The organism is Pseudoalteromonas aurantia 208 (assembly GCF_014858725.1).
GTDB lineage: Bacteria > Pseudomonadota > Gammaproteobacteria > Enterobacterales > Alteromonadaceae > Pseudoalteromonas > Pseudoalteromonas aurantia.
The window spans coordinates 1,073,565-1,100,278 of sequence record NZ_AQGV01000012.1; the positions used below are offsets into that span (position 1 = coordinate 1,073,565).

At 41.9% G+C, this 26,714-nt stretch carries 14 protein-coding genes; 11 read left to right on the top strand and 3 right to left on the bottom strand.

Annotated elements, in window-relative coordinates:
* Positions 1-56: 56 nt before the first annotated feature.
* The 11 genes from PAUR_RS08580 to PAUR_RS08630 all read left to right on the top strand — a co-directional run bounded on the left by PAUR_RS08580 (position 57) and on the right by PAUR_RS08630 (position 20,046).
* The gene (locus PAUR_RS08580; protein ID WP_192507353.1) at positions 57-788 is read left to right on the top strand and encodes a type 2 periplasmic-binding domain-containing protein; all 732 of its coding nucleotides are present in this window, start codon (positions 57-59) and stop codon (positions 786-788) included.
* A 244-nt stretch (positions 789-1,032) separates the two neighbouring features.
* Positions 1,033-1,650, top strand: a complete 618-nt coding sequence (locus PAUR_RS08585; RefSeq protein ID WP_192507354.1) for an aspartyl/asparaginyl beta-hydroxylase domain-containing protein — start codon at positions 1,033-1,035, stop codon at positions 1,648-1,650.
* 15 nt (positions 1,651-1,665) lie between these two features.
* The gene (locus PAUR_RS08590; protein WP_192507355.1) at positions 1,666-2,175 is read left to right on the top strand and encodes a GNAT family N-acetyltransferase; all 510 of its coding nucleotides are present in this window, start codon (positions 1,666-1,668) and stop codon (positions 2,173-2,175) included.
* 29 nt (positions 2,176-2,204) lie between these two features.
* The gene (locus tag PAUR_RS08595; protein WP_192507356.1) at positions 2,205-2,486 is read left to right on the top strand and encodes a DUF6916 family protein; all 282 of its coding nucleotides are present in this window, start codon (positions 2,205-2,207) and stop codon (positions 2,484-2,486) included.
* A gap of 64 nt (positions 2,487-2,550) precedes the next feature.
* Positions 2,551-3,096, top strand: a complete 546-nt coding sequence (locus PAUR_RS08600) for a phage tail protein (RefSeq protein ID WP_192507357.1) — start codon at positions 2,551-2,553, stop codon at positions 3,094-3,096.
* 13 nt (positions 3,097-3,109) lie between these two features.
* Positions 3,110-3,640 (top strand): phage tail protein, encoded by a 531-nt coding sequence (locus PAUR_RS08605; RefSeq protein ID WP_192507358.1) that lies wholly within the window; start codon positions 3,110-3,112, stop codon positions 3,638-3,640.
* Between the two features lie 12 nt (positions 3,641-3,652).
* Positions 3,653-4,189, top strand: coding sequence for a phage tail protein (locus PAUR_RS08610; protein WP_192507359.1), 537 nt, complete (start codon positions 3,653-3,655; stop codon positions 4,187-4,189).
* Between the two features lie 106 nt (positions 4,190-4,295).
* A complete protein-coding gene (locus tag PAUR_RS08615; RefSeq protein ID WP_192507360.1) occupies positions 4,296-5,498 on the top strand; it encodes a S8 family peptidase in 1,203 nt (400 codons plus the stop codon).
* Positions 5,499-5,542: 44 nt separating this feature from the next.
* Positions 5,543-6,691, top strand: a complete 1,149-nt coding sequence (locus PAUR_RS08620; protein WP_192507361.1) for a TIGR03032 family protein — start codon at positions 5,543-5,545, stop codon at positions 6,689-6,691.
* Between the two features lie 5 nt (positions 6,692-6,696).
* Entirely contained in the window at positions 6,697-19,044 is a 12,348-nt protein-coding gene (locus PAUR_RS08625; protein ID WP_192507362.1) for an Ig-like domain-containing protein, read from the top strand.
* A gap of 693 nt (positions 19,045-19,737) precedes the next feature.
* Positions 19,738-20,046, top strand: a complete 309-nt coding sequence (locus PAUR_RS08630; RefSeq protein ID WP_192507363.1) for a hypothetical protein — start codon at positions 19,738-19,740, stop codon at positions 20,044-20,046.
* A gap of 1,590 nt (positions 20,047-21,636) precedes the next feature.
* Here the strand turns inward: PAUR_RS08630 and PAUR_RS08635 are convergent.
* From PAUR_RS08635 to PAUR_RS08645, 3 genes are read right to left on the bottom strand one after another with little or no spacing between them, the layout of a single operon-like run.
* On the bottom strand, positions 21,637-23,004 hold the full coding sequence (locus tag PAUR_RS08635; protein WP_192507364.1) for a sensor histidine kinase: 1,368 nt from the start codon (positions 23,002-23,004) through the stop codon (positions 21,637-21,639).
* The gene (locus tag PAUR_RS08640; protein ID WP_192507365.1) at positions 23,001-23,666 is read right to left on the bottom strand and encodes a response regulator transcription factor; all 666 of its coding nucleotides are present in this window, start codon (positions 23,664-23,666) and stop codon (positions 23,001-23,003) included. The genes PAUR_RS08635 and PAUR_RS08640 overlap by 4 nt, the downstream gene beginning before the upstream one ends.
* Positions 23,667-23,686: 20 nt before the next feature.
* Complete coding sequence (locus PAUR_RS08645; RefSeq protein ID WP_192507366.1) at positions 23,687-26,713, bottom strand: efflux RND transporter permease subunit; 3,027 nt, start codon at positions 26,711-26,713, stop codon at positions 23,687-23,689.
* Position 26,714 lies beyond the last annotated feature (1 nt).

Consider the following 26,714-nt stretch of genomic DNA (forward strand, 5'->3'; position numbering starts at 1 on the left):
AGTCTAAAACCGATTACGCTTAATTAAGTATTAGCGCAGTTCATAGGTTGTTAGGCATGAAATGGGTGGTAATTTTTATTTGGCTATTTCATTGTAATGTAATTGCCCAGTCAGACACGTATAGCTTTTGTTTTTCGCGATGGTGGCCATTCAGTTTCGTTGAAGAAGCTGGAGATGCGAAAGGTATTCAAGTCGATTTACTAAAGTATGTGTTAAACAATGAAAATATGTCGGCTTCGTTTACTGAACTTCCTTACAAGCGTTGTATTGATGATGTTTTAAGTGGTAAATATGACTTTACGTTACATCTAGACCATTCAGATTCTTTAAATCTCGTAGAGCATGGCGTATCTGTATGGGAAATGGCATTGGCGGTAAACGTTAATAATCAGTTTTTAACGTTAGAAAAAATCAAGTCGTTACCTTTATTCAGCGTAGTAATAGCACAAGAATACCCCTACCCAAAAGCAGCACTAAAGACCTTGGCGGATATCAACGCGGTTATTATTAAACGTTCTTACTATGAAGGTTCAGATGAAGACGCCAAGGCACTGTTTGACATTTTGTCATCTAATCGTGTAGGTGCGGTGTTAGTAGACAGACGCTGGGCTGAAAAGATCATCTCTCAATTTAATTTACCTGTCTCAATTCTACCTGAGTTGGTTCACTCACAAAGACAGTTTATAGGTTATTCAGATCAAAATCATGAAAAGGCAGTGATACTAAGTGGCTTACTTAAAGCTGTGTCGGAGCAAGAAATACATGCGATTGAAATGGACTATCAATAGTTGATAATGGCTAGAAGTAGGCTATATTTTGATGCAGCTACTAAAAGATAGCAATACGCTTTTTGTAATAGTGAGAAAGAGTTAAGCACATATTTAGGCAGTTTTTGCCAGTGTAATGTACTGTAATTTGGAATTACGCCAAACTGTGTAATTATTTATATTAAAGCAATTAATCGTATTGTATGATTATGGACAGATTATGTAGAGGCATACATTATCTCCCAAATAATTATAAGGAAGTTGGATGTCTGAGCCTATCTTGGCGTTTGCAACGTTAGACCTATTGTTAGAAGGCTTGGAGCTATCATCTGATATTGAAGCTGCAAAAAGCCATGACTGGGTAAGCCACGTAAATACCTCTTGCTATGACGGAGATTGGGATGTATTGCCTTTAATAATTCCCAAAGAGCACCTAGATAGCCATATCATTTTACAAGCATTTTCACACAATTGTGAAAGCCCCTGGGTAGAAAGTCAGTATTTGAAACGTTTGCCCTCTATTAGGGCCCTTATTGATCGGTTCGAATGTGACGTTTTGTCTGTACGTCTGATGCGTTTACATGCTAATTCATATATTAAACCCCATAGAGATCAAGGGCTCAGTCTTGAGGCTTCATCACAAGCGCGTATTCATATTCCTTTAGAGATTTCTCCAGAAGTTCAGTTTCAAGTAGACGGCGCAACTGTGCCGATGGTTGTAAATAGTGTTTGGTATATAAATGCCGATGCGGAACATTCAGTGAAAAACACCGGAGATACGTCAAGGATTAACCTTGTCATAGATTGCAATGTTAATGAGTGGCTATTTGACTTAATTATGAACTCTAAAAACAAAACATATTGCTGTAAAAAAGTAAGTTAAGGAGATAATGAGGTAATGAAATTTAATATTCCAAAAGGGCTCAATATAAGGCCATCTAATACAGCAGATAAACCTTTTTTAGAAAAGCTGCACCATACGATGCGCCAGGATTTACAGCTAATTGATGGAGAAAAAGATTTCGTAGAGTCGATTGTGGAAATGCAATTCCGGGCTCAAACCGAAGGATATGGAGATAAGTTTCCCAATGCAATGTACTTTATTATTGAAAAGCACCATGAAGCGATAGGTAAAGCAACCATCGATTTTGGCCCGAACGAAATTCGCATAGTAGACATAGGCTTTTTACCCAGCGCCCGTGGACATGGCTTTGGTTCTGCAATCATTCAATCGTTTCAAAGTGCGGCATTACAGTCGGGTGCACCTTTAACGCTCTGTGTTGAACAAAATAATGTGGCAGCAAAGCAGTTATATTGTCGTTTAGGGTTTCAAGTTGAATCTATTAGCCCACCATATGAATTTATGGTGTGGTACCCGCACCCAGTGAAGTTAATGAGCGGTGTGTAACTAAGTAAAAGTAAGCATAGGGGTTTAATATGGATAAATTTACGTTTGAAAATGTTGAAAGTGCACAAGGGGCTGTTGTCAAAGTAGCTGGTCAAGATGGAGAAGTAGAGTTAGAGGTATCAACAGTTGATAGAACGAAACTCAATGGGGAGCAATGGGATGCATTTCGCGTCATGCTCAAAGGCAAAGCAGATGAACCTTTAGAGCAAGGCACATATAGATTAACACATGAGGCGTTTGGTGAAGCTGAATTATTTTTATCTCCAAATAGTGAAACAGAGTATGAGATATACATTACGACACAAAAGTAGTTTGCCGTATTCTGAGTTTAACAGACTAATTTATCCGTTTAATTAAGTAAGTAAGGAGATTTCTATGGCAGATCCGTATATGTCAGAAATAAGGCCATTTGCGTTTAGTTTTGCCCCAAAAGATTGGGCGTTTTGTAATGGTGGGATCATTTCGATCACACAAAACGGGGCACTTTTTGCTTTGTTAGGGACTCAATTTGGAGGCGATGGTCGAACTAATTTTAAATTACCGGAGCTACGCGGTAGAACACCTATAGGAGAAGGGACCTTGCGCACAGAAGGCCGCTCTTTTATTGCTGGAATGAGTGTTGGGGTAGAGGATGTAACGATAAGTTTAGCTGAAATGGCAGCCCATACCCATGATGTGCAAGCCACTGCCACTAGTGCTGCCGACAGCCCAGCGTTCACTGATCGTATTTTTTCTGAATCAAAAGATAAAAAAGGTACATCGGCAGAACCCTTTGTATATAACTCACCTTCAAACTTAACTGAGCTTTCTCAGGATGTCGTTAGTAGTAGCGGGAGTGGTGCATCACATACTAATTTACAGCCTTTATTAGCGCTTAATTTTTGTATTGCACTTGATGGTATATTTCCACCAAGAAATTAATAAGGAGAAAGGTATGGCAGAATCTTTTATTGGTGAAATCAAAATGATAGCTACCACGTATTCACCCCGACAATGGGCATTTTGTAGTGGCTCTATTCTTACAGTAAATCAAAATCAAGCCTTGTTTGCACTTATTGGTGCGCAATATGGGGGGGATGGACGGTCATCTTTTCAGTTACCTGATTTGAGAGGTCGTGTACCCGTCCATTATGGGCAAGGGCCAGGACTGCGCAATTACCCATTAGGGGCAAGAGTTGGCGTGGAATCAGTTGTGCTTCAGCCAGAACAAATTCCTCCTCATACACATCGTTTGCAAGCGAGTAATAACCGAGCGAATACTTCCAATGCAATTGGTAATGTATTAGCAATGAGCCCAACTACAGAATCAACCTATATATCTGGAACTGTTACGGGAACTAAGCAGGAGCTAAACGAGGCAGCTGTCGAAACGGAGGGAGCTGGTCAAGCGCATACCAATATGATGCCTTACTTAGCAATACATTTTATTATTAGCTTAGCAGGCACTTTCCCATCAAGAAATTAAAGGAGACTTATTATGGCAGAACCATTTATGGCCGAGATTCGAATTTTTGGCCAAACATATAGCCCAGAGTCTTGGACTAAATGCGCTGGGCAAATTATGAGCATATCGCAATTTACAGCGATATTTAGTTTAATAGGCGCTAATTTTGGTGGTAATGGACGCACTACATTTGGGATCCCTGATTTACAAGGCCGGGCGCCACTGCAGGCTGGGCAAGCTCCTGGGTTGACTCCTAGGTTTTTTTCTCATTTTGGAGGAATTAGTCAAGTTGCACTGATTCCATTGGAGCTCCCCGCACATGACCATATTATTTCTGGCGTGTTTCAAGCCGGAAATACAGATCAGCCGAGTAACAACCAACTTGCGATTGACGTAGCTTCCTCGGGTGGAGCGCTTAGATATACTGCACCACTTGATAGTGATGCGAGTGTTATGAGTAGTGGCAGTTTAGCAACGTCTGGCTCGAGTTTACCGCATGAAAATATGCAACCGGCGTTAGCGCTCAATTTTTGTATTGCATTAGACGGGATTTATCCACCAAGAAATTGATGTAAAAAGCACAGGTTTTCATGTTAAAGCCTGTGCTTTTTAGTATTACGGACAAAGAGGCGATGTTCGTAAAGGAAGTTAGATGTATATCTTTTTAAGATGTTGTATGGGCAATAATTTACTTCTAAGCTGGCGTATGTTCTATGGCTGCTTAGTTTTGGGTGGGTGCTTATATGTCAAAGAAATATATGGTCAGGTGAATTTGAGTAAGGTGCAATTTAAATACTCTAAAAATGATATTGTTCTTACCAAGCATGATGACGGGTTTTTGATAGATGATACAGGGACAAAGTATGCTTTTAACAAAAAAATTATAATACAGTCGTTATTATCAGTTGGAGAAGTTTCAGCGATACACGATCACATAAATAAAGTTCAAGTTATTGCAAATATAGGCAACGAATCGGTTTATTGGATAACACCAACTACAGAGCAGTATTTTAATGTTTATAGCACGTTGAGAAAGCATCAAGGGATCCTTGCGATAGAGCCTGATATTGCACCTGTCAGAAAACTTCTATTTTCAAGCAAAAAACAGCTGCAAATCGATAATAGCGTAACCGAATTACAAAAGCTTTCACTGTGTGAAAACCCCGTAAGTAGGGTTCGGGTTGCAATTATTGATGATGGGTTTGATTTTACACACCCAGAATTCGACCAGCTAAAGGTATTACTTGAATATGATGCAGAGCAGAAAGTGATGACCGCAAAGGCCGCGGGGCCGATTGATGAGCATGGGACACTTGTCGCTGGGGTTATTGCGGCTAAGCGCGATAATAAAGGGATTGAAGGGTTTGCACCTACAAGTGAGATTATCGCCATTAGACAAGTATCTACGTGGACTTCTTCACTTATATTGGCGTTTCAAGTTGCAAAGTTAATGAAAGCAGATGTGGTTAATTGCAGTTGGGTTTTACCGTTTTTGTCAGATATTGTAGCCCAAGTTATTGAAGATTTTTCTGCGTTGCCAAATAACCCCATAATTGTTGCAGCCGCGGGTAATAGCGGTAAAAAGGCATGTGAGATTAATCAACTGTCAGAATTAGAAGCAACTGTGACAGTTGGATCAATAAACAATGGTGAGCGCGCAAAGTTTTCTAATTACGGAAAGTGTGTTGACTATTATGCCCCTTCTTCAATTGAATCAACCTCATTAAATGGGTACGCTCATTTTGGCGGAACCTCGTCATCTGCCGCTATATTCACAGGTATTTTGGCGCAGTTAAAAGCATGTGGAATTGAACATCCGTTATCGAGTTTAAGCATGATTGACAATATATATCCTGCGCATACAGTTGAAAAAAAATAAAAAGGAGTATGTGGTTTTGAGTAGATTTAAAGGCAGTAAGACTAATGGACTCTGAGTTGAATATTTTGGATTTTAGCAGTACCTATAGCGATAATTTTCCTAAAATACTATCTGAGTTGGGAATATCGTTGATTGTAACAAGCTACCAGTCACAGCGTGTTATTTTGGTACGCTCAAATAATGGTAAATTAGAAACAAAACTAAAAGCATTTCCAAGGCCTATGGGGCTTTATGCCGATTCAAATAGGATTACCCTTGGAACACTAAATCAAGTTATCGATTTTCAAAGAGCAGACAGTGGTTATGCTGATGTAATTAATGGCGATTTAGACAGTTATGAAGAGTTGCCAAAAAAGCTACAAGATAGTGAACTTAAAGATATAACCGAATTTCGAGAACAGTGGGATGAGCAAATTCAAAGCGTAAAGGCTGCCGATAGTCTGTTTATGGAAAGAGCCACGCTGTCAACTGGTATGATTAATATTCATGATATTGGTTGGGGAAATGATGGCTTGTGGGTAGTTAATTCAATGTTTTCGTGCCTCTGTAAATTAAGCCCTAATCATAGTTTTGTTGCCGCATGGACACCATCATTTATTTCAGAGCTAAAACCTGATAACCGATGCCATTTAAATGGCATGGCAATGCTCGAGGGTGAGCCTCGCTATGCAACAGCGTTTGGTGAATCGGATACGCCAGAAGGCTGGAGAGATGAGTTAGGAAGTAATGGGGTTCTGATAGATATTGTTGCAAATAAAGTCGTAAAGTCTGGTATTTCAATGCCACACTCCCCGCGGTGCCATGCAGGCAAAGTATACTATTGTGCATCTGGGGATGGAGATATACATGTATACGATCCAAAACTTGGAGTTAGTCGAGTTTTGTGTGAACTTCAAGGTTTCACTCGAGGGATGACGTTCTTTGGTGACTTAATGCTTGTCGGTACGAGCACCTTACGCAAATCAGAAGAACATATTCGTTTTAAAGCACATCCGAGGTTACTAGATGGACAGAGTGAGTGTGGAGTGTGGTTAGTGGATGTAAATACAGGTGAGGTGATTGGCAATTTGACGTTTTCAGGTGATGTTAAACAGATTTACGACATTGCAGTTGTGCCGAACAGTAAAAAGCCAGAACTACTTCAAAGCGCAGACGCCTTGTCTAGCCATATTTTTGAATTTTGTCGAGGGTAAATACCATGGAACGTTTAAGTTTGAATAAAACTCTTTTAGGGGCAGCCATCCCTGCGATAATAGCGAATGGGGCATACGCAAAAACGGTGAATGACCAGTTAGAGTCAGAGCAAACCTTAAAAAAACCGGTACGAGAAGCAAGCGTTGCAAAAATGGCTACAGGGCCAGTCAACCCATTCTCAGTATTTAGCCGAGCACTTGAAACTCAGCCAGCCTTAGTCAACTCAGACAGCACTAATACACTAAATTTTTTAAAGAAGCAGGGGTTAGTTGAAACTCACGAGCAGAAAGTGAGTATTGTTTCTGGCGACAACACTCTGGTAAAAAGTGATCTACTAATAAGGAAGGTGTTTGCTAGTGGAAACTGTGTGTTGCCAGGTGGTGCATGTACTAATCTAAGTTCGTCTAGCTGTACACTGAGAGGTGGTACTGTTGGTGCATGTGGCTCATCTCCAGAAATAGATGTTGAAGAAAGTGGGGCTACAACAACCAGCGAAGACTTTGGCAATGTCGCAGCGAATGGCGCAGCATCTACTACAAAAACATTTACCGTTAAAAATGAAGGGACGGGCAGCTTAACTACATCAGCTGTTTCTATAACCAGTGGTAGTAGCGACTTTTCTATTACTAATGCAAGTACATGTATTAGTAATGGGCAAACGTTAACATCTGGCATGCAGTGTACGATTGTTGTTCAGCTACAAACGACTACAGTAGGAGCTGTGTCAGGCAACTTGCGAGTAACGAGTAATGATGCTGATGAAGGCTCATATAATGTATCCCTAAGTGGTACGGGTACCGATGCTACGGCGCCGACATTTAACAGCGCAAACTCAACGCCTGCAGATAATTCTACCAATGTCTCAGTGTCTGATAACATCGTCATTGATTTCAGTGAGAATGTGGCGTTAAGCACGGGTAATATAACGATTCGAGATGTCACAGGGTCAAGTGATTTTGAGGTGTTTAACGTTGCGACTGAAAGTGATGGCGCAACGACCAACCCAAGTGCGGGCCGCATTGGCATTGTAAACGACAAGATTTATATTAATCCGACGAGTAACTTAACGGGCAGCAATAACTATTCATTACGTGTGGACTCAACCGCAGTTGATGACTCAGCAGGCAATAGCTTTGCAGGTATCAGTGATGATACGACCTTTAATTTCACTACGATTAATGCGGCACCTGTGGTTGATTTAAATAGTGGCACATCAGGTAACGATACTACAGCCTCGTTTTCTGAAGGGTCAGGTGCAGTTGGTTTCATGACGAGCCCGACGGTTACTGATACAGATACAATCACAACGATTACAGTGAGTTTAACGAATGATCAAGATGGTGCATCGGAAGGGCTCAATGTATCAGCAAGTGCGCAAAATGCATTGACAGGGGTAAGTGGTGCCGCTGATATTTCACTACAAGACACACTTTCAATTACGGGCGCAACTGCGACGACCGCTGAAGTAGCAACATTTTTACAAGCGGTGACTTATAATAATACGAGTTCGACGCCTAATACTACATCTAGAACAGTCACTGTTGTTGTTAACGATGGTACTGATAACAGTACGTCACGAAGTGCAGTACTAAGTGTGGCCAATGTGACAGCGGCCAGTACTTCCGCAGCATCATTTAATACTACATCGGGTGCCAACTTAAGCCCAGCTATATCATTTAGTGCTGACAATGAAACACTGACCATAGCATCCGCCAGTCATATTGCAGGGTCAACCGCGCAAGGTGGCGGTGGTACAGATGAAATTATTGTAATAGACGGCAGTGATCTGACGCAATTTACCAGTTTAACCACCTTTGAAACTCTTTCGACTTTTAATAATGGCTCATTAACGCTCAGTGAGTCGCAACACGATGGGTTTACAACCATAAATGGTACCGGAACAAATACGTTTACTTTGGCAAGTGCCGATGGGGATAGCACGGTGACTGCTGATGCGGATATCGAAACATATATTCTCAATGCCGGTTTTAATATTACCTTATCTGGTGCGGCGCAAAATATTACAGGTAGTAGTAGCGCAGATACCGTTAATATTGCTGGGTTAAACGTTACGGGTACGCTTGCTGGTAGTGCTGATACAGATGTGCTGCAAATGAGCACAGGGGCTAGTATCAGCAATGCAACAGTCAGTGCATTCGAATCTTTAACATTGAGCGGTGGCGCATCGGTCACAATGACGGAAGCGCAACACGATAACTTTTCAACAGTAACTGCAACCGGCACTGATTCAATCACCATAAGCTCAGCGACAGATGGCTTAACGGGGAACAGTGCGATTGAAACGTATGTGTTGAGTGCAGCGAATACATTTACTTTAGGCAGCGCGTCACAAAACCTAACGGGTAGTGGTAACGATGACACGGTTAATGTGAATGCACTGAGTGCGACAGGGACTTTAGCGGGTGGAAGTGGCACAGATACATTGGCTGTTACAAACGGCGGAAATATATCGGGTGCGACCGTCAGTGGCTTTGAGAATCTATCGGTTGCTGCTGGTGGTACTGTAACAATTAATGCAGCCCAATTGTCTAGTTTTACTGGAACGATATCTGGCAGCGGTACAGAAACGGTATCTGTTTCTGGTGATGGTAATGTGAGTACCGTATCGGCCATTGAGAATTATACCTTAAATGATGACAGTACAAACGATCGGTCGGTGACTGTAACCAGTGCAGGGCATTCTGTTACTGCAACCTCAGCGACTGATGCCATTACGTTTGATTTAGGCACGCTTGCGTTTACAGGCACTATTACGGGTGACAATACCGTTGCAGATACGCTCAGCTTAAGCAGTGGTGCGAATATATCAGCAGGGTCTATTTCTAATGTGAATAACCTCACCTTAGCGTCGGGCGCCTCAGTGACTATGACTGCCAGTCAGCACAACGCGTTTAGTGGAACAGTGACTGCGGCAGGCTCTGAGACAATTATTATCAGTGGGGATGGTAACTTAACCACATTCTCGTCCGTTGAGTCCTATACCATAGGTGATGATAGTACTAATACGCGAACAGTTACTATTAGTAATGGTACAACGAATGTGACAGCTAACTCATCAACAGATGTAATAACGTTTGATATAGGCTCAAGTGCTTACACGGGCACATTAACAGGCGATAGCTCGCAGGTGGATATTGTATCAGCCTCTAATGGCGCAGATGTGTCTGGTGGCAGCTACTTTAATATAGGGACCCTGAGCTTAAGTAGCGGTGCAACGGTTGCTATCGACGCTGCCAATATTGGTAATTTTAGTACGTCAATTGTTGGTGGGGCTGGGAGCGAAATACTAAAGGTCATGGATGGTGGCACGTTTAATTTCAGTGGTACATCTGTATCATCTGTTGAAGGCGTTGCTATAGGGACTAATAGTAACTTTACACTGACTTTAACAGATAACTTTGCTTCAGATGGGGGGACGGTTGATATAACCAATGCAACTGGCAGTGCTGTAACGGGCGCTATTACCTTAAATGCAAGTGCTTTTAGTGGCGATGTGTTAACTATATCAGCGACTGACTTAAATGGGGCAGACACGTACACGGGTGGTTCTGGCGCCGATACGATTCGCCCTGGAGGCGGCACAGATGCAATGACGGGTAACGGTGGCAATGACAACTTCATAGGCAGTGCGTCTGACCTGTCGGGCGATACCATCGTAGACTTAGCAATTGGGGACATGATCACGATAACAGGTGTCACTGGGTTATCGACTAACAATGTACGCTTTAATGGCTCAAGTACATTAGAAGTTGATACCGATGCAACGGATTTTAATATATCAGAGTTGACACTGTCGCTGACCAACGCACCGGCATCAAGTTTATCATTTACTGTGGCAGACAGTGGCGCGAATACTTTGATCACCTTTGTTGCTAATAATGATGTACCTGTTTTTTCTTCATTAAATGGAGGGACAACATACACAGAAAACGGCAGTGCAATCACAATAGACAGTGATGTAACCGTTGCTGACACAGAACTAGATGCGCTCAACGGCAATACCGGTGATTATAATAATGCCAGTTTAACAATAACAAGAAATGGTGGTGCAAATAGCACTGATGTATTTGCTAACACTGGCTTATTAGGAGCACTGACCCAAGGTAATAGCTTTACTTATAATAGTGTGTCAGTCGGCACCGTAACGACCAATTCTGCCGGTACGATTAAACTCACATTTAATAGCAGTGCAACATCAAGTATTGTTGATTCGGTTATTTCATCACTTACTTATGCTAATACGTCTGAAGACCCGTCAAGTAGTGTGACATTAGATTACACCTTTAATGATGGTACATCTGATAGTACAGGGACAAACCAAGCGACTGTCACGATTTCTGCAGTGGATGATACGCCAACCGATATTGCACTGTCTTCATCAAGTATGACCCAATCAAGCACAAGTGCGGGGGCTGATGTTGGTACATTAAGTACCACGGATGTGGATGATAGTAGTCATACATACACTTTAGTTAATGCTGGTACGTCAACAAGCGGGACGTGTGCAGCCAATAGTGGCAACAGCAGTTTCCAGATAAATGGCAGCATATTAGAAACACAAGCAGCAATCAGCGCTGGCAGTTATATTGTGTGTGTACAATCTCATGATGGTACGTCTTCTTTTCAAGAGTCATTTACCATTACAGTCAGTGATGATGTAGCGCCAAATGCACCCACTTCATTAGATTTAAATGCAGCGTCAGATACGGGCGCTTCAAGCACTGATAATTATACCAATGATACAACTTTAACATTGTCAGGTTCTGCAGAGGCAGGGTCAACGGTTAAGCTATTTAGCAGTGTGTCAGGCACGACTGTTATTGGCTCAGGCACCGCAACCGGTGGTACATGGGAGATAACAACAAGCACGCTAACATCTAACACATCACACACGATTACAGCAACAGCAACGGATGCTAGTAATAATACATCGTCAACTTCATCGGGTTTGAGTGTTACACTAGACACAACAGCTCCAAGTGTACCAAGCATCCCAGACTTAAACAGTGCAAGTGATACAGGTAGCTCAAATACGGATAATATTACATCAGATACTACGCCGACCATTGATGGAACGGCGACAGCTGGAGACACGATAACACTCACTTCAGATAAGGATGGTGTGTTAGGGTCGGTGGTGGTGCCTGCTGGTGGAAGTTGGAGCTTTACGCCATCATCTGCATTGTCTGCAAACACACATTTAATTACGGTCGTCGCGACAGATCTGGCCGGTAATAATAGCAGTGCATCGAGCGCACTTGCTATTAACATTGATACTAGTGCAAGCACACCCAGTATAACCACACCTATTGAAGGTGATGGTATTGTGAATGCCGCCGAAGATAACGATGTATTGGTGCAAGGCAGTGGTGCGGAGTCGGGTGCAACGGTGACGGTTAATATTGGCGGGGTGAGTAAAACAACCACGGCAGATTCAAGCGGTAATTGGACGCTGTCAGGCAATGAGTTAGATATTAGCGCATTAAATAACGGCAGCTTAACGGTATCGGCCAGCCAAGCGGATGCGGCGGGTAACACTTCTACAGCAGCAACCACGTCAATAACGCTTGATAACCAAGCGCCCAGTGCAGTCACTATCACTACGCCGATTGAAGGTGATGGCATTGTGAATGCCGCCGAAGATAACGATGTATTGGTGCAAGGCAGCGGTGCGGAGTCGGGTGTAACGGTGACGGTTAATATTGGCGGGGTGAGTAAAACCACCACGGCAGATTCAAGCGGAAATTGGACACTGTCAGGTAATGAGTTAGATATCAGTGCGCTCAATAACGGCAGCTTAACGGTATCGGCCAGCCAAGCAGATGCGGCGGGTAACACTTCTACAGCAGCAACCACGTCAATAACACTTGATAACCAAGCGCCCAGTGCAGTCACTATCACTACGCCGATTGAAGGTGATGGCATTGTGAATGCCGCCGAAGATAACGATGTATTGGTGCAAGGCAGTGGTGCGGAGTCGGGTGCAACGGTGACGGTTAATATTGGCGGGGTGAGTAAAACCACCACGGCAGATTCAAGCGGAAATTGGACGCTGTCAGGCAATGAATTAGATATCAGTGCGCTTAATAACGGCAGCTTAACGGTATCGGCCAGCCAAGCGGATGCGGCGGGTAACACTTCTACTGCAGCAACCACTTCCATAACGCTTGATAACCAAGCACCGAGTACGTTAACAATCACCACGCCAATTGAAGGTGATGGCATTGTGAATGCCAGTGAAGATAGTGATGTATTGGTTCAGGGTACTGGTGCAGAGTCGGGTGTTACAGTGACTATTGATATTGGGGGAGTCAGTAAAACGACCACGGCTGATTCAAGCGGTAACTGGACGCTGTCAGGCAATGAGTTAGATATTAGCGCATTAAATAATGGTAGTTTGACGGTTACAGCGACACAGTTAGATAGTGCAGGCAATACGTCAAACTCTTCAACACACACAATTACACTCGATAACATCGCACCCACAGGCCAAACCGCAGCGATAGATCAGAGCTTGATAAATGCGAGTAATGAAGCTGCGTTAAGCTTTACATTAAGTGGGTTAGAAAGTTCGGGATCATTTGTGTATCAAATCTCTGATGGTGCAAGTACGGTTTCTAGCAGCTCAGCAACAACAATTACTGGGTCTACAGCGCAAGTTACAAACGTTAATGTGTCAAACTTGAATGAAGGAACACTGACACTTTCAGCGACCGTGAGCGACGTTGCAGGCAATGCAGCTAGCAGCGTTACTGCGACCACAACAAAACGTTATAATGTAAAACCGGTTTTATCTGGTACAGCAATTACCTCAGTAAATGAAGATGCAGCTTATAGCTTTACACCGACGTTAACTGATTCAGATAGCGGTGATACACATACTTATGCTATTACAAATAAGCCCACTTGGGCAGCGTTTGATACCAATACAGGCGCGTTAACGGGCACGCCGACTGATGAACATGTAGGCACTACGAATAACGTGTCAATAAAAGTATCAGATGGTACGGAAGATAGCGACCCACTCACGTTTAACATTGAAGTAGTTAATACCAATGATGCACCAGTAGGGCAAGGTTTCGCGTTTAGCTTAAATGAAGGTGCACTGCTAACGAAGGGAGTTGCTAATGGGGTATTAAGCAATGCGACTGACGATGACACCGATAGTGGCGATACGCTATCGGCCGTGAAGGTAACAGATCCGCAATATGGGTCGCTTACATTTAATAGTGATGGCAGCTTTAGTTATCAGCATAATGGCAGCGAAAACCACAGTGACAGTTTTACCTATAAAGTAAGAGATGCCTCGAATGCGGAATCAGCCACTCAGACAGTGACTTTAACTATGACCGCTGTTGAAGATGCACCAGAGGCAGTGGCAGATGCTTCTTCAACCAATGAAGATACTCCAATCACCTTCAGTGTTGTTGCCAATGATACCGATGCAGAAAATAATATGGTTGTGGCGTCAGCTGCAATTGTAGACAGTCCAACTAAAGGTGCGGTGACAATCGCAAATGGGGTTGTAACGTATACACCGAATAGTAACGAAAATGGGGCTGACTCATTTACGTATAATGTTAAAGATAGCACAGGGCTTGTGTCTGCTAAAGCCACTGTATCTATGACCATAAACGCGGTTAATGATGCACCTGTTGCCGCAAACTTTAATGAAACAGTGAATGAAGACATTGCAACTAATGCCTTAACTGTAAGATCCAATGCTTCAGATGTCGAAGATACCAACCCCTCAGGTGCGATTAGCATCGTGTCGCAGCCAACCAGAGGTACAGTTAGCTTAGACCAAACTAATGGCACTATGGTGTATACACCGAATGCTAATGAAAATGGCACTGATACGTATACTTATACTGTTGCCGATTCAGCTGGGTTGGCATCAAATACCGCCACAGTAACGGTTAATATCGGATCAATAAATGATAGGCCGGTCGCTGGTAATGACACAGTGACAACCGCTGAGGACACGTCGACTACACTTGCAATATTAAGTAATGACTCAGATGTAGAAGATCAAGCGTTTAACGGCGCCAATATAACCCTTGAGGACCAAGGACAAGGTGTTGGAAATTATTCACTTGCAACGGTGACAGTGAACACCGATGGCACACTGAATATTGCACCTAAAGCAGATCTAAATGGGCAACAAACGTTTACTTACACTTTGACAGATAGTGATAATCTTGCCTCAACAGCAGCAACGGTGACAGTGAGTATTAATGCTGTTAATGATGCTCCAGTGGCAGTAGATAATACCGCGCAGTTGTTAGAAGACGGGCAGTTTGAGGTTAACGTATTAGGTAATGATACCGATGTTGATAGTACACTTAACGCAAGTTCTGTTGCCATTGTTACTCAACCCATAAATGGTCAAGTATCAATAGGCTCATCGGGTGCAATCACGTATGTCGCGAATGCAAATTTCTTCGGTGAAGACACATTTACATATACGGTCGATGACCAAGAAGGTCTTACATCTAATGCTGCAACGGTTACTATGATGGTTTCTAGCGTTAATGATGCACCGGTTATATCTGGCGCACCGACCTTAAATACAAACGAAGATGTGTTATTCACGTTTACACCGACTGCAAGAGATGACGACCAAGACAACTTGAGCTTCTCTATTACGAATCAACCATTATGGGCAACCTTCGATTCGACAACAGGCACACTCAGTGGTACGCCAACAAATAGTGATGTTGGCAGTTACGCGGGTATTGTTATCAGTGTGAGTGATGGGCAGTTAAGTGATGCATTACCTGAATTTACGCTAACAGTAAACAACGTTAATGATGCACCTGTTATTACAGGGATCCCAGCACTGAGTGTTTTACAAGATGAGAGCTACACATTTACGCCTCAAGCGAGTGATGAAGACTCTGCATCGTTAACGTTTACAATAACGGGCTTGCCCAATTGGGCAAGTTTTGATGAAGCAACAGGGAGTTTAACTGGTACACCTAGCAGAGACAATGTTGGTGTGTACTCAGGCATTCAAATTTCAGTTTCTGATGGGCAGTTAAGTGCCTCTCTTGAGCGTTTTGACTTAGTTGTAGAGGCAGTGAACGCGGCACCTACATCAAGTAACATTCAGGCGACGGTAACGGAAGATGCAAATACCAGTTTTAGCGCTGTCGTGGAAGACATAGATAACGATCAGCTTACAATAAACATCAATACTCAACCGCAAAATGGTACTTTATCCGTTCAGGGTGATGTGTTTACTTATCAACCCTTTGCGAACTTCTTTGGGGTCGATAGTTTCACTTACAGTGCTTCTGATGGTGAATTAACGTCGAATATTTCGACGGTGTTTGTGACGGTGAGCGCGGTGAATGACGCGCCCATTGCACAAAATGACGTATTTGCATTTAATACAAATTCAAGCAATACGTATTCGTTAAATGTATTAGAAAACGATACAGATATTGAGAACCAAGTATTAACCATTATTGGTGCGAGTGCATCACTTGGAACCGCAACGATTGTTAACAACCAAATTGAATACGTTGGTTCAGACAATACGCAAGGGACCGTGATTGTTAAATATTTAATTGAAGACTCACAGGGAGCGCGCAGCGGCGCAAGTGCAACGGTCACGTTTAGCGCAAGTCAGTCAACGGCTATTCCAACGATAACCGCACCTGGTGATATAAGTGTTGATGCCACAGGGCTATTCACTAAAGTGGATCTAGGGACCGCCATAGCCACAGACAACCAGGGTAATTCATTACCAGTATCCTTGGTTGGACAGCAACCTATATTTGTGCCGGGTAATCATATTGCTTACTGGCAAACAACCGATCAGCAGGGTCAGCAAGCTGTAGCGACACAAACCGTGTCAGTTCGTCCGCTTATATCGTTACAAAAAGACAGTCAGGTGGCAGAAGAGCAAACACACACCATTGATGTTTATTTGAACGGTCCTGCTGTGCAATACCCATTAACGGTACCTTATACTGTATCAGGTACGGCTGATGGCAATGACCATGATTTAACCGCGGGTGAGTTTGTCATTGAATCGGGTGTTCAAGGGCAAATATCATTCACTGTATTTGCTGACAACATTGCCGAAAGCAACGAGACCATTATCGTAAGTTTGAGCGACGCGCTGAATGTTGGTGCTAAATCAACGTCAACGGTGACCATTGTAGAGCAAAACGTTGCACCAACTATTTCAACGACTGTTGCGCAAGCAGGTGAGAAACGACTTACATTAACATCGAATCAGGATTTAGTAACGGTTACAGCCAGTATATTTGATGCAAACTTATCAGATGTAGTCACGACAACGTGGTCTGGTGATACGGTGTTGGTTAACCAAAGCAATCAAGCTGAACAGTTCGAGTTTTCACCGCAAGGAATTGCATCAGGGGTATATAAGTTATCAGTTATTGCGGCCGATAATGCGGTACCAAGTTTATCCACGCAACAAGATATCTACCTTGAAATAGTGCCAGAATTACAAGCGTTAGGGAGTAACGATACGGATGGTGATCTCATACCAGATGATCAAGAGGGGCATAGTGATTCAGATGGAGATGGTATTCCAGATTTTCAAGATGCCATTAGTGATTGTAATGTAATGCAAGAGCAGGCCGCAGAGTCACAGCAATTCTTAATAGAAGGCGATCCTGGGGTGTGTTTACGCAAAGGCGCAACAGTCCCTCAAAACACCACGGGCGGTGTTCAGTTATTGGTAACTGAATTACCTGAAGACCAAGATGCAAATAATATTGGTGGTGTGTTTGGCTTTATTGCTAATGGTCTACCTCAAGCGGGTGATACGTATAGTTTAGTGATACCACAAAGGAATCCAGTGCCAGAAAATGGGGTATATCGTAAACTCCGTAATGATCAGTGGGTAAACTTTGATGAATCAGGCGACAACAACATATTGTCAACACAAGGAGAGCCGGGTTACTGCCCACCACCAGGAAGCAGTGAGTGGCAAAGTGGCTTGGTAGCAGGTGCATGGTGTGTGCAGTTACAAATTGTTGATGGTGGCCCGAATGATGATGATGGCATTGCCAACCGCAGTGTTATTGATCCAGGTGGGATTGCAGTGCCTGTTAGCTCGAATCAGTTACCGGTTGCCAATAGTGATGAGGTGACGATTTCAGCAGGGCAAGAGGTCATTATTGATGTACTTGCTAATGACAGTGATGCCGATGGTGACGTATTGTCAATAACGGGTGCAACGGTAGACTTTGGTCAAGTAGCGATTGTGAATGAAAAGCTAGTCTATCAACCACCGGTGAAGTTTCTAGGAAAGGCTACGATTCAGTACAGTATCAAAGATGGTAAGGGTGGTACGTCTAACAGCACTGCTACAGTGAATTTGACTTCAAATTCAGCACCAGTAGCCCAATCTGATACAGCTAACGTGGTTGGCTCTGGTAATGTTGTTATTGACGTATTAGCAAATGATTCGGATGCTGATGGTGATGTGTTATCTGTTATATCGGCAAGCGCAGAAACAGGTACTGCGGTTGTTAATATTGATAATACCCTTACTTATACGCCTAAATTGGGCTTTGAAGGCATAGACACCATTACATATCAATTGAAAGACTCGAAAGGCGCGGTGTCTCAAGGGGTCGTAAAAGTCACAGTGACTGCATTAAAAGCAGTTTCTATAGAAAACAAATCATCAGGAAGTTTAGGAGGAATAATTGTGTTAATGATTTCGGCACTTGTGATCCGCAGAAGGAAACTAGGGCTACCGAGTTTCGCTTTCGTATCGGCGACATGTTTAATGAGTGTTCCGGCTATGGCTAATACTTGGTCTGTTCAAGGTACGGCTGGTAAATCAAGTGCTAATTTTGCCTATGATTCGTCATTAGCTGCCTCAAATATTGATGACAGCAGCAATAGTTGGTCAGCGGGTATTTATTATGAATTACTTCCACAATTCACAATTGGTATTCGGTATATCGATTTAGGGCAAGGTAGGGTAACTTTCAATGGTAATGTTATTGCGCCAGATGATGCACAGTCGCAAGTGAATCGAGTAGCGCCCATTTTACCGGAAGGTTTTGCGATGCAATTGGGTTACGATGTGTTTAATGTCAACTCATTTGAAGGCAAGCTTTTCTTAGGGGCGTTTGATTGGAAGTATCATCTGGATAGCACCAGAGATGGACGTTTTCACACCCGATATGAAGATCAACAAACAGATCTTTACTATGGTGTTGGTGTAGCATATCACCTGTCAGACTCTGTTAACTTAGATGCGCAATATACACGTTATCCTTTGTCTGAAAACGACATTAATGAGCTATCGCTCGGTGTGACTTACCACTTCTAAAAATAGTAAAATAAAGCCCCTTTTGGGGCTTTATTTTAATCTGGCCGAGCCGAATATTTATGTGTTGGGTATATTTTTGTATAACAATGATATTAGCTTGAACGGTTGGCGATTCATGGTGTGTACCTTGCTTATTTAAACTGTGGTTGTTTTTGCCAAAGGCACATTCAGATTGGCAAGCGCTAATTTTAGAAGGGTTTTCAGTAGTTTTGACTTAATTGAGAGCGAAATTCGTCATTTATTGAGTTTTTACATCGAGTAGTTTCCAGGATGAGCTCAACGACACGGTGCATAATGGTGAAAAAGCGGCTGAACAGATAAATAAAAAGTATGCATATTACGGGTGCGGTATTAGCTCTATGGACGATTGCATATTGTACTGTGCAACGAAAAATATCTGTTAGGTAAATATTACAAAATTCATTACTGAAGGCGCAGATCAGAAAAAAGCTAAGATTAGTTGTGAAAGGAATTGCTTTGTATAGAAAAAGAATGAGTAATTTAGCTCAAAAATATATTACCTTACACACTTACTCAGGTGATATTGTAGGCCTTATAAGCAAAAGTTCGGCTTTTATTTCATCAAGACTCAAAAGTTAATAAGCTAAGTAGCACCAATAACTGTCTGAGCAGTGTTTGGTTTGATATGATTGACGTCATTTCAAAAGTTATATTTATATATTGGATGTATTAATGAAAAAGCTCTCTGCAGTACAAAGAAAGCAACAAAAGGTTGTGTTAGACATCGCGGACAAATTAGAAGAGCAGGCTCGTACTGAGATCCCCGGCATGGTGCAATGTTGGTTTAGTATGGAATATCACTTATTTCCAAGTTCATTGCTTCTACGGTTTCAATTTGAAAATGAACAAGCGTTAACTGCAGCGAAGCCAAATTTATTAAAATGGCAAAAGTCATTGAGCGCAGCAATGATGAAAAAAGGAGTCGTGCTAAAACAGATGCGCAATCACCTTGTTTTTACGTTAGAAGGGCCTGAAGACTAAAATAGTTGTGACTATTATGATTGATATACGCATTAGTAGTGATATTAGTGTTATTCAGGATTTCTCCAAGCAACATCAACACATTAAGTTGTGCCAATAGTATATTTAAATGAGTGATTTTATTTTTACCACCTTTTTATTATAATAAAAAACACTATGTAATTAACTTGCAATTTGTCAAATAAAGTTAACGAAGTTTTCACTGTTATTTTTCAACTATATTGATGAGTAGGGGCTCTAGCTCAACAGCGGTATTTCAGGAAGTTAATTTAAGCAGTCAAAGACTTGATAATTATTCTGGTGTTGAGGTTGATAGTGAAATTAGAATGAGTTTTCTAAAATGGTTAAATTATACCGTAGATAAAAATGAAGAGTGAAAGAGTTTTTAATAAAGTGAAAATCTCGGTAATAATATTCATGCTAACATTATTGATTATTGATTATTGATTATTGATTATTGATTATTGATTATTGATTATTGATTGTTGATTGTTGATTGAGAGGGGGTTTCAATAGAATTATTTTTTGGGTTCTTGGTGGTAAAAATAGCATTGACTCAGAAGTTATTGTTACCAATGCTGATGGTAATGTTTTTGGCAAACCTGCAGCTTCTAGTACCCATATTACCGTAATAAGAAATGCCCAAATGATGACTCGAATGCATGTACAGAAGATAGCCAAACTTTTATGCGGTGGTTAGGAAAAATTAAGTTAATATAGGTATACCTATATTAACTTGTATGATTTTATAACGTAAAGCACACTAGCCAAGACTGTGAGATGATCACCTTAATTAACGTTAGTTTTATGAATTGTAATGGTCTGCCTGCTTTATTATTTATATGAAATTTATGCATTTTCAAAAGTTAAAACATTGGAATGCCCCATGAATTAAAGCGCACGGAGAATTAATATGAGTGATGTATAGTAAATGATGCTTGTAGTGCTTCTACATAACTTATACGTTATAGTTTAGAAGTGCAGGAAATGGTGTCTCTCCCCGTATTATTACCTTTCTAAAATAAACCTGGCAATAACGACATTTTAGTGTCATGGCATTTTTTATAAATAATAAAAATTACTTGGCTTTATTCAAAGCCCGCTGTTTTATCACGTGTTTAGAACCAAGAAATGGTGTGTAAGAATCTATTAAAATAGCAATAGGTTTACTTTTATTTACAAACATTGGGTTATTTCGGCGAGAAAAACTTTAGCTACACCTTAGTTTGTGTTAATTTTAGGTCCGGAGATGTATAAGGTTAATTTAACCGTTATTTGGTGATGAGCCCTGATATGTTTCAAGCAAATTTTAGATAATATCTCATGTAAATAGGGCGAAAAATGTGTTTGGAAAGGGTGTAAATTTAATCATAGGTATCGCTCTGGTTTCATTAGGCATACAGGATGAAAAGTACGTGTATCTTGTTCTAGGATTAGGGTGTTTAATTGTATCAATTACCGGTTATTTATTGGTTAAAAAAACTAAACTGTATTGATACACTGATGAATTGACGCAATATTCTCTATTATCGGTAGTTAAAAGCCCAAAATCATCGTGTTTTCGGGCAATGTCAATTTCACCTTATTGGTTTACGTAAAAGTGACCCTGAATGTTGCGCCACCTAAGTCATTTTTACATATCACTTCAATTTCAGCGTTATGGGCATGTGCAATTTCACTGACAATAGAGAGTCCTAGACCGCTTCCCGTTAATGCTGATTGCTCCTTCCTCCAAAATCGCTCAAATAACTTCACTCGGTCATCATCACTTATACCTGGGCCTGAATCTTTCACACTGATCCGTTTTTGTTCAATAATAAGTTGTACGCTGGCGTTTTTATCCGCGTACTTTAGTGCATTTTCCAATAGGTTTTTTGTCAGAATGATTAATGCACCCTTGTCACCGATAATCTCACAAGGCATGTTGTCTGCGTCCAATGACAGTTCTTTTTTATGCGTAACCGATAGTGGACCTAGCAACATGCATACATCTTTTCCAATTTCCTTAAGGTCAACCAAGCTGTGGGCAAATCCGGCTTGATTTTGAGCACGAGATAAATCAAGTAGTTGTTCAATTACCCGAGACATATATTTAATATCTGCCATTAATGCAGGTTCAACGTCAGGCGGTATCTGAGTCAGCTCTACACGTGTCGATAGTATGGCTAACGGTGTCCGTAATTCGTGCGCTGCGTTGGCGACAAAGCGTTTCTGCTCTTCAAATCCTTGCTCTACGCGCTCCATTGCATCATTGAGCCCCGACACTAGAGGCAATATTTCCGTTGGTACATCTTCTGTTGATAAACGTCTATCAAGTTGATTTGGCTTGATTTGTAAAAGTTGAGAGGTGACATTGTTAACAGGCCGTATCAGCGAACGAATAGAAACGAGGGTGACACTAACAAATACCAAAAATGCGGCGCCCATAGTGAGTGCTGAGACAAAACTTAAGACGGGTTTTACAGCTTCATTGGCAAGCTCACCAACAAGGTCTTTACGCGCCAAATCAACAGCTAAAAGATGCTCTTTAAGCTGAAAAACAATTCTATACATGTCTGTACGTGAGCCATTTTCATTGATACTTTTCGAGTATCCTTCTGGCAATATGTCGGGCATGGCGTCTAGAATAGTTGCTACTTTAGGATTTGTATACGAACGCAATATTACCTGACCAGAGTGTATATCCGTTATACGAAACCCGAGGTTATTATATAATGCATCGTATCCCCAGACTTCTGCCACTTGGTCGGGGTGATAGACAAGTTGATTGTTCTCGTCAAAAACTAAACTGGACTGAATATCTTCCGCCATACCAAACATACTTTTTTCTACCGCGAGATTGGCAAAGTTAATTGACATTAAATACAGCATGATGGCAATAAGCGAGAACACACCGCCACCGATCAGCAAAAAGTGTTTTAGCAAACGCCATGAAAGAGAGCTTTTGTTGAAAATCATGACAAAATGTATCCTATGCCTCGAATGGTGGTAATCTGTGTTGTTGCATCTGAACCTTCCAGTTTCTTGCGAATGCGATGGACTGCAACCTGAATCGCGTTATCGGTTACTTCGAACCCCATAGCATATATGGCATCAAATAAAGACTCTTTACTGACAGTGAGTGTCGCGTGTTTTAATAAGTACTCTAAGATGGCGACTTCGGTTTTCCCCATGGTAATATTTTTTGTATTCACCGTGACGCGTCGAGATTTAGTTTCAACGGTAACATTTCCTCTTGTTAGGTCGTTACCTGAATAATCGACCGGACGACGCATTAGTGCTCTAAGTCGCGCTTTTAGCTCATCAACAGAAAACGGCTTATTGAGGTAGTCATCAGCACCTAAGTCGAGCCCTTTAATTCTATCATCTATGCCACCCCTTGCTGTGAGGATCAATATAGGGATCGGGTTATTATTCGCTCTCAAATGTTTGATCACATCTAATCCATCTTTATCGGGTAATCCTAGATCTAAAACAACCCCATCATATTGCCACATAGTGAGTTGAGTCATCATGGTCGCGGCGTCTAACGCGATATCAGCGGCATGGCCATCTTGCATTATTGCTTTTTGTATAAATTCAGCAAGCTGTTGATTGTCTTCTGTTATTAAAACACGCATGGTTATTTCCTTTATCTCAATCATTTCAGTGTTTCTACTTCACTGACGGTGTTTTCTAGTAATAAATTAAGTGCCAGAGGCATCACAAACATCATTAAAGCTGTGGAGGTTATTAATCCGCCAATAACCGCCCATGCCAATGGCGGCCAAAGTGGGCTTTGCGATGACGTTAACGGTAGCATACCAATAATGGTGGTTGTTGTGGTCAACAAAATAGGTCTGAAGCGTTGCTGCACCGCGGTGGTTATTGCCAATTCTTTACTTAAGCCTGCTTTTAGTCCATTAATGGCACTTTCAATTAGTATAATACCGGTGTTAACCACGATCCCGGTTAATGCAAGTACGCCTAAAATCGACATAAAACCAAACGGGATATTCACTAATGACAGCATTGCGGGTGCACCGATGATCCCCATTGGGATGCTCAGCATGACCAATAAACTTAACCTGTATGAATTAAACTGCAAAATTAGCGCTACAAAGAGTAATACGATGCCTGCGGGCATTGCGACCAATAGCGCGTTATTTGCCTGACTTGACTCTTGTGCTTCACCACCATACTTTATGGTAACGCCGTACTGTTTCGCCAAATCGTCTATTTGACCTTGCAAAGCATCAATAATGTCTTCTTCGTCTGCATTATGGTGCATATCAGCGAATAGGGTGCGAGCATAAAAGCCATTGTAGCGAGTAATTACAGGTGGTGCTGCGGTAACTGTTTGTTCTGCAAGCAATGAAAGGGGAATAAAGCGATTATCTTGCATCATAACTTGCGTGTTTAGCAATTCGGTTGAGTTGTTAACCGGCCTTGGAACGGTTATGACTAAATCAACTGGGTTTGTTGTGTAGTTCAATGTGGTTGCAGTTAACCCCGAGCTTTGCCAAGCCAAATAACTATTTAGGTCGTGTTCAGTAAGGCGACTCAGTTGTAACTGTTGTTTGTTAACTGATAGTGCAAGCTGAGGTTTGCCTAATCCGTAGTTACGTCGGGTGTTTTGAGTATCCAGATGCTGTGACAGGAGAGAATATATAGCTTCCGATGCGGCTAAGTTCGCGTACTCACTGCCACCAAGTACTCTCAATTCAATGGGGCTAGAAATAGGAGGCCCTTGGCCAAGTTCACGAGCGATAACAATAAAATCAGAGTACTGGACGACAAATTGCTTGTTAAGGTGTTCTACAATTGATGAAACTAGCGTGTCAGGTGTTGTTTCAAAGACGACACGTGCGATATGACTTTCATTGGGCTGTTGTGCCAAATTGTAGTAAAAACGGGGCCCTGAATTACCTGAAAATAGATAGGTATGGGTAATTTTATCATTGCTTTTCAATTTGTGAGCAATGTGTTTAGCTATTCTTGTGGTTTCGTCGACGGAGGTACCAAAAGGAAGTTGAATATCAATATATGCTTGGTTCCTACTTGTTTTCGGAAAAAACTCACCATGACTGCTTGGCAAATTCATTATGAGTACAATGAATACAACAGTCATTGTTAATGTGCTTTTTGGGTATTTTAAAGACCACAACGCGATACCCTTTGCAACTGTACTAAGTGGGTGATTAGTCGTGCGGTAAGGCTTGGAATTACGGGCAAAAAACATGCTCATAACGGGGACCAGTGATAATGAAATTAGATAGCTTAAAACAATACACATAATCACCAGAACTGGGATTGTGGCGATGAAATCAGCAACATTGCCTTTTGACAGTAACATAGGAATGAATGCTGCAATGGTGGTAAGCGTCGCAGTTGCTAATGGCTTATACAACTCTCGAATGGCCATTAAAGGTGCTGCCACTCGAGACGCGCCTTGCTCTAAGTGATGAACAATACGTTCAGCCGTGACGATGCTATTGTCAACCATTAACCCCAACGAGAGAACCAAACCTGCAATTGTCATTTGATGAATAACCCCCCCAAACATGCCAAATATACCAAGTGCAGAGAGCGCAATTGCTGGAATAGAGACACTAACAATTAATGCGCTACGAAATGACATGAGGCACATTAATACCACTGTCACACCCAAGCAACTGACTAACAATGAGGTTAAGAGTGAACTACGACGCTTTTGAGTCCAATCAGGTTGGAATAAATGAACATGCACTTTGAAAGGAGCATATTGGTGATTCAATTGTGCGACTTTCTGCTTAATACGTGCACCAACAGCGGTGACTTGGATAGTATCTGGGGGTAATGTAAGTGCAATACCCACAGTACGTTTGCCATCAATCCAAAATTGTTCATTACTAATTGGGTCTATTCGGTAGGCTACATCGGCAATGTTTGCCAGTACCATAGCACTGCCATTTGGTGAAAATATCTGCGTACTCTTGATTGTATCTAACGTAGAGATCCGGGTTAATGAGTTCAAACCCGTTGTAAATGACCCGTTTTGTAAAATTGGTGGGGTCGCTTCGGTATTGAGCTGGGCTACATGCTTTGCTATTTTTGTTGGCGTTATTCCTGTTTCTCTCATGCTTTGTGCTGAGTATGCTATTTGTAATTGCTCTTTAGGCGCACCTATCAAGGTTGCTGTACGAACATCTGAAAGCGAGAGTAGCTCGTCCTCAATTTTTAAAGCGAAACGATGGTCATGGAGTATGCCGTTCCCTGTGCTTACAGATAACACAATGCCTTGTGTGTCTTGAATACGATCATGTACTGAAATATTAATAGGGTTTAATTGAGGCTCAAGTTGACGAATGCGATCTTTTATCCGCTGCCAAATTGGATCGGTATCGTAAATGTGCTCCTTCAGTTCAAGGTCAATATTTGCGTAACCTTGCTTTATTCGCGCGCTGAAGGTTTGTACTTCGTCTATTTCGCTGAGCACTCGCTCAATAGGTCTGACTCCTTCATCTGTCAGCTGTGTGATGTCCATGCCTGGTTTAACCAGTAATATCATACCATTTCTATAGGGGAAGCTTGGGTCTTCTTGCTCATTGGCACTATGCCATGCAACAAGACCTGTCATCGTTAAAATAGCGACGATACCAAGAACTAACCGCGCTTGTAGATACCACTTGGTTTGGGACATAGACATA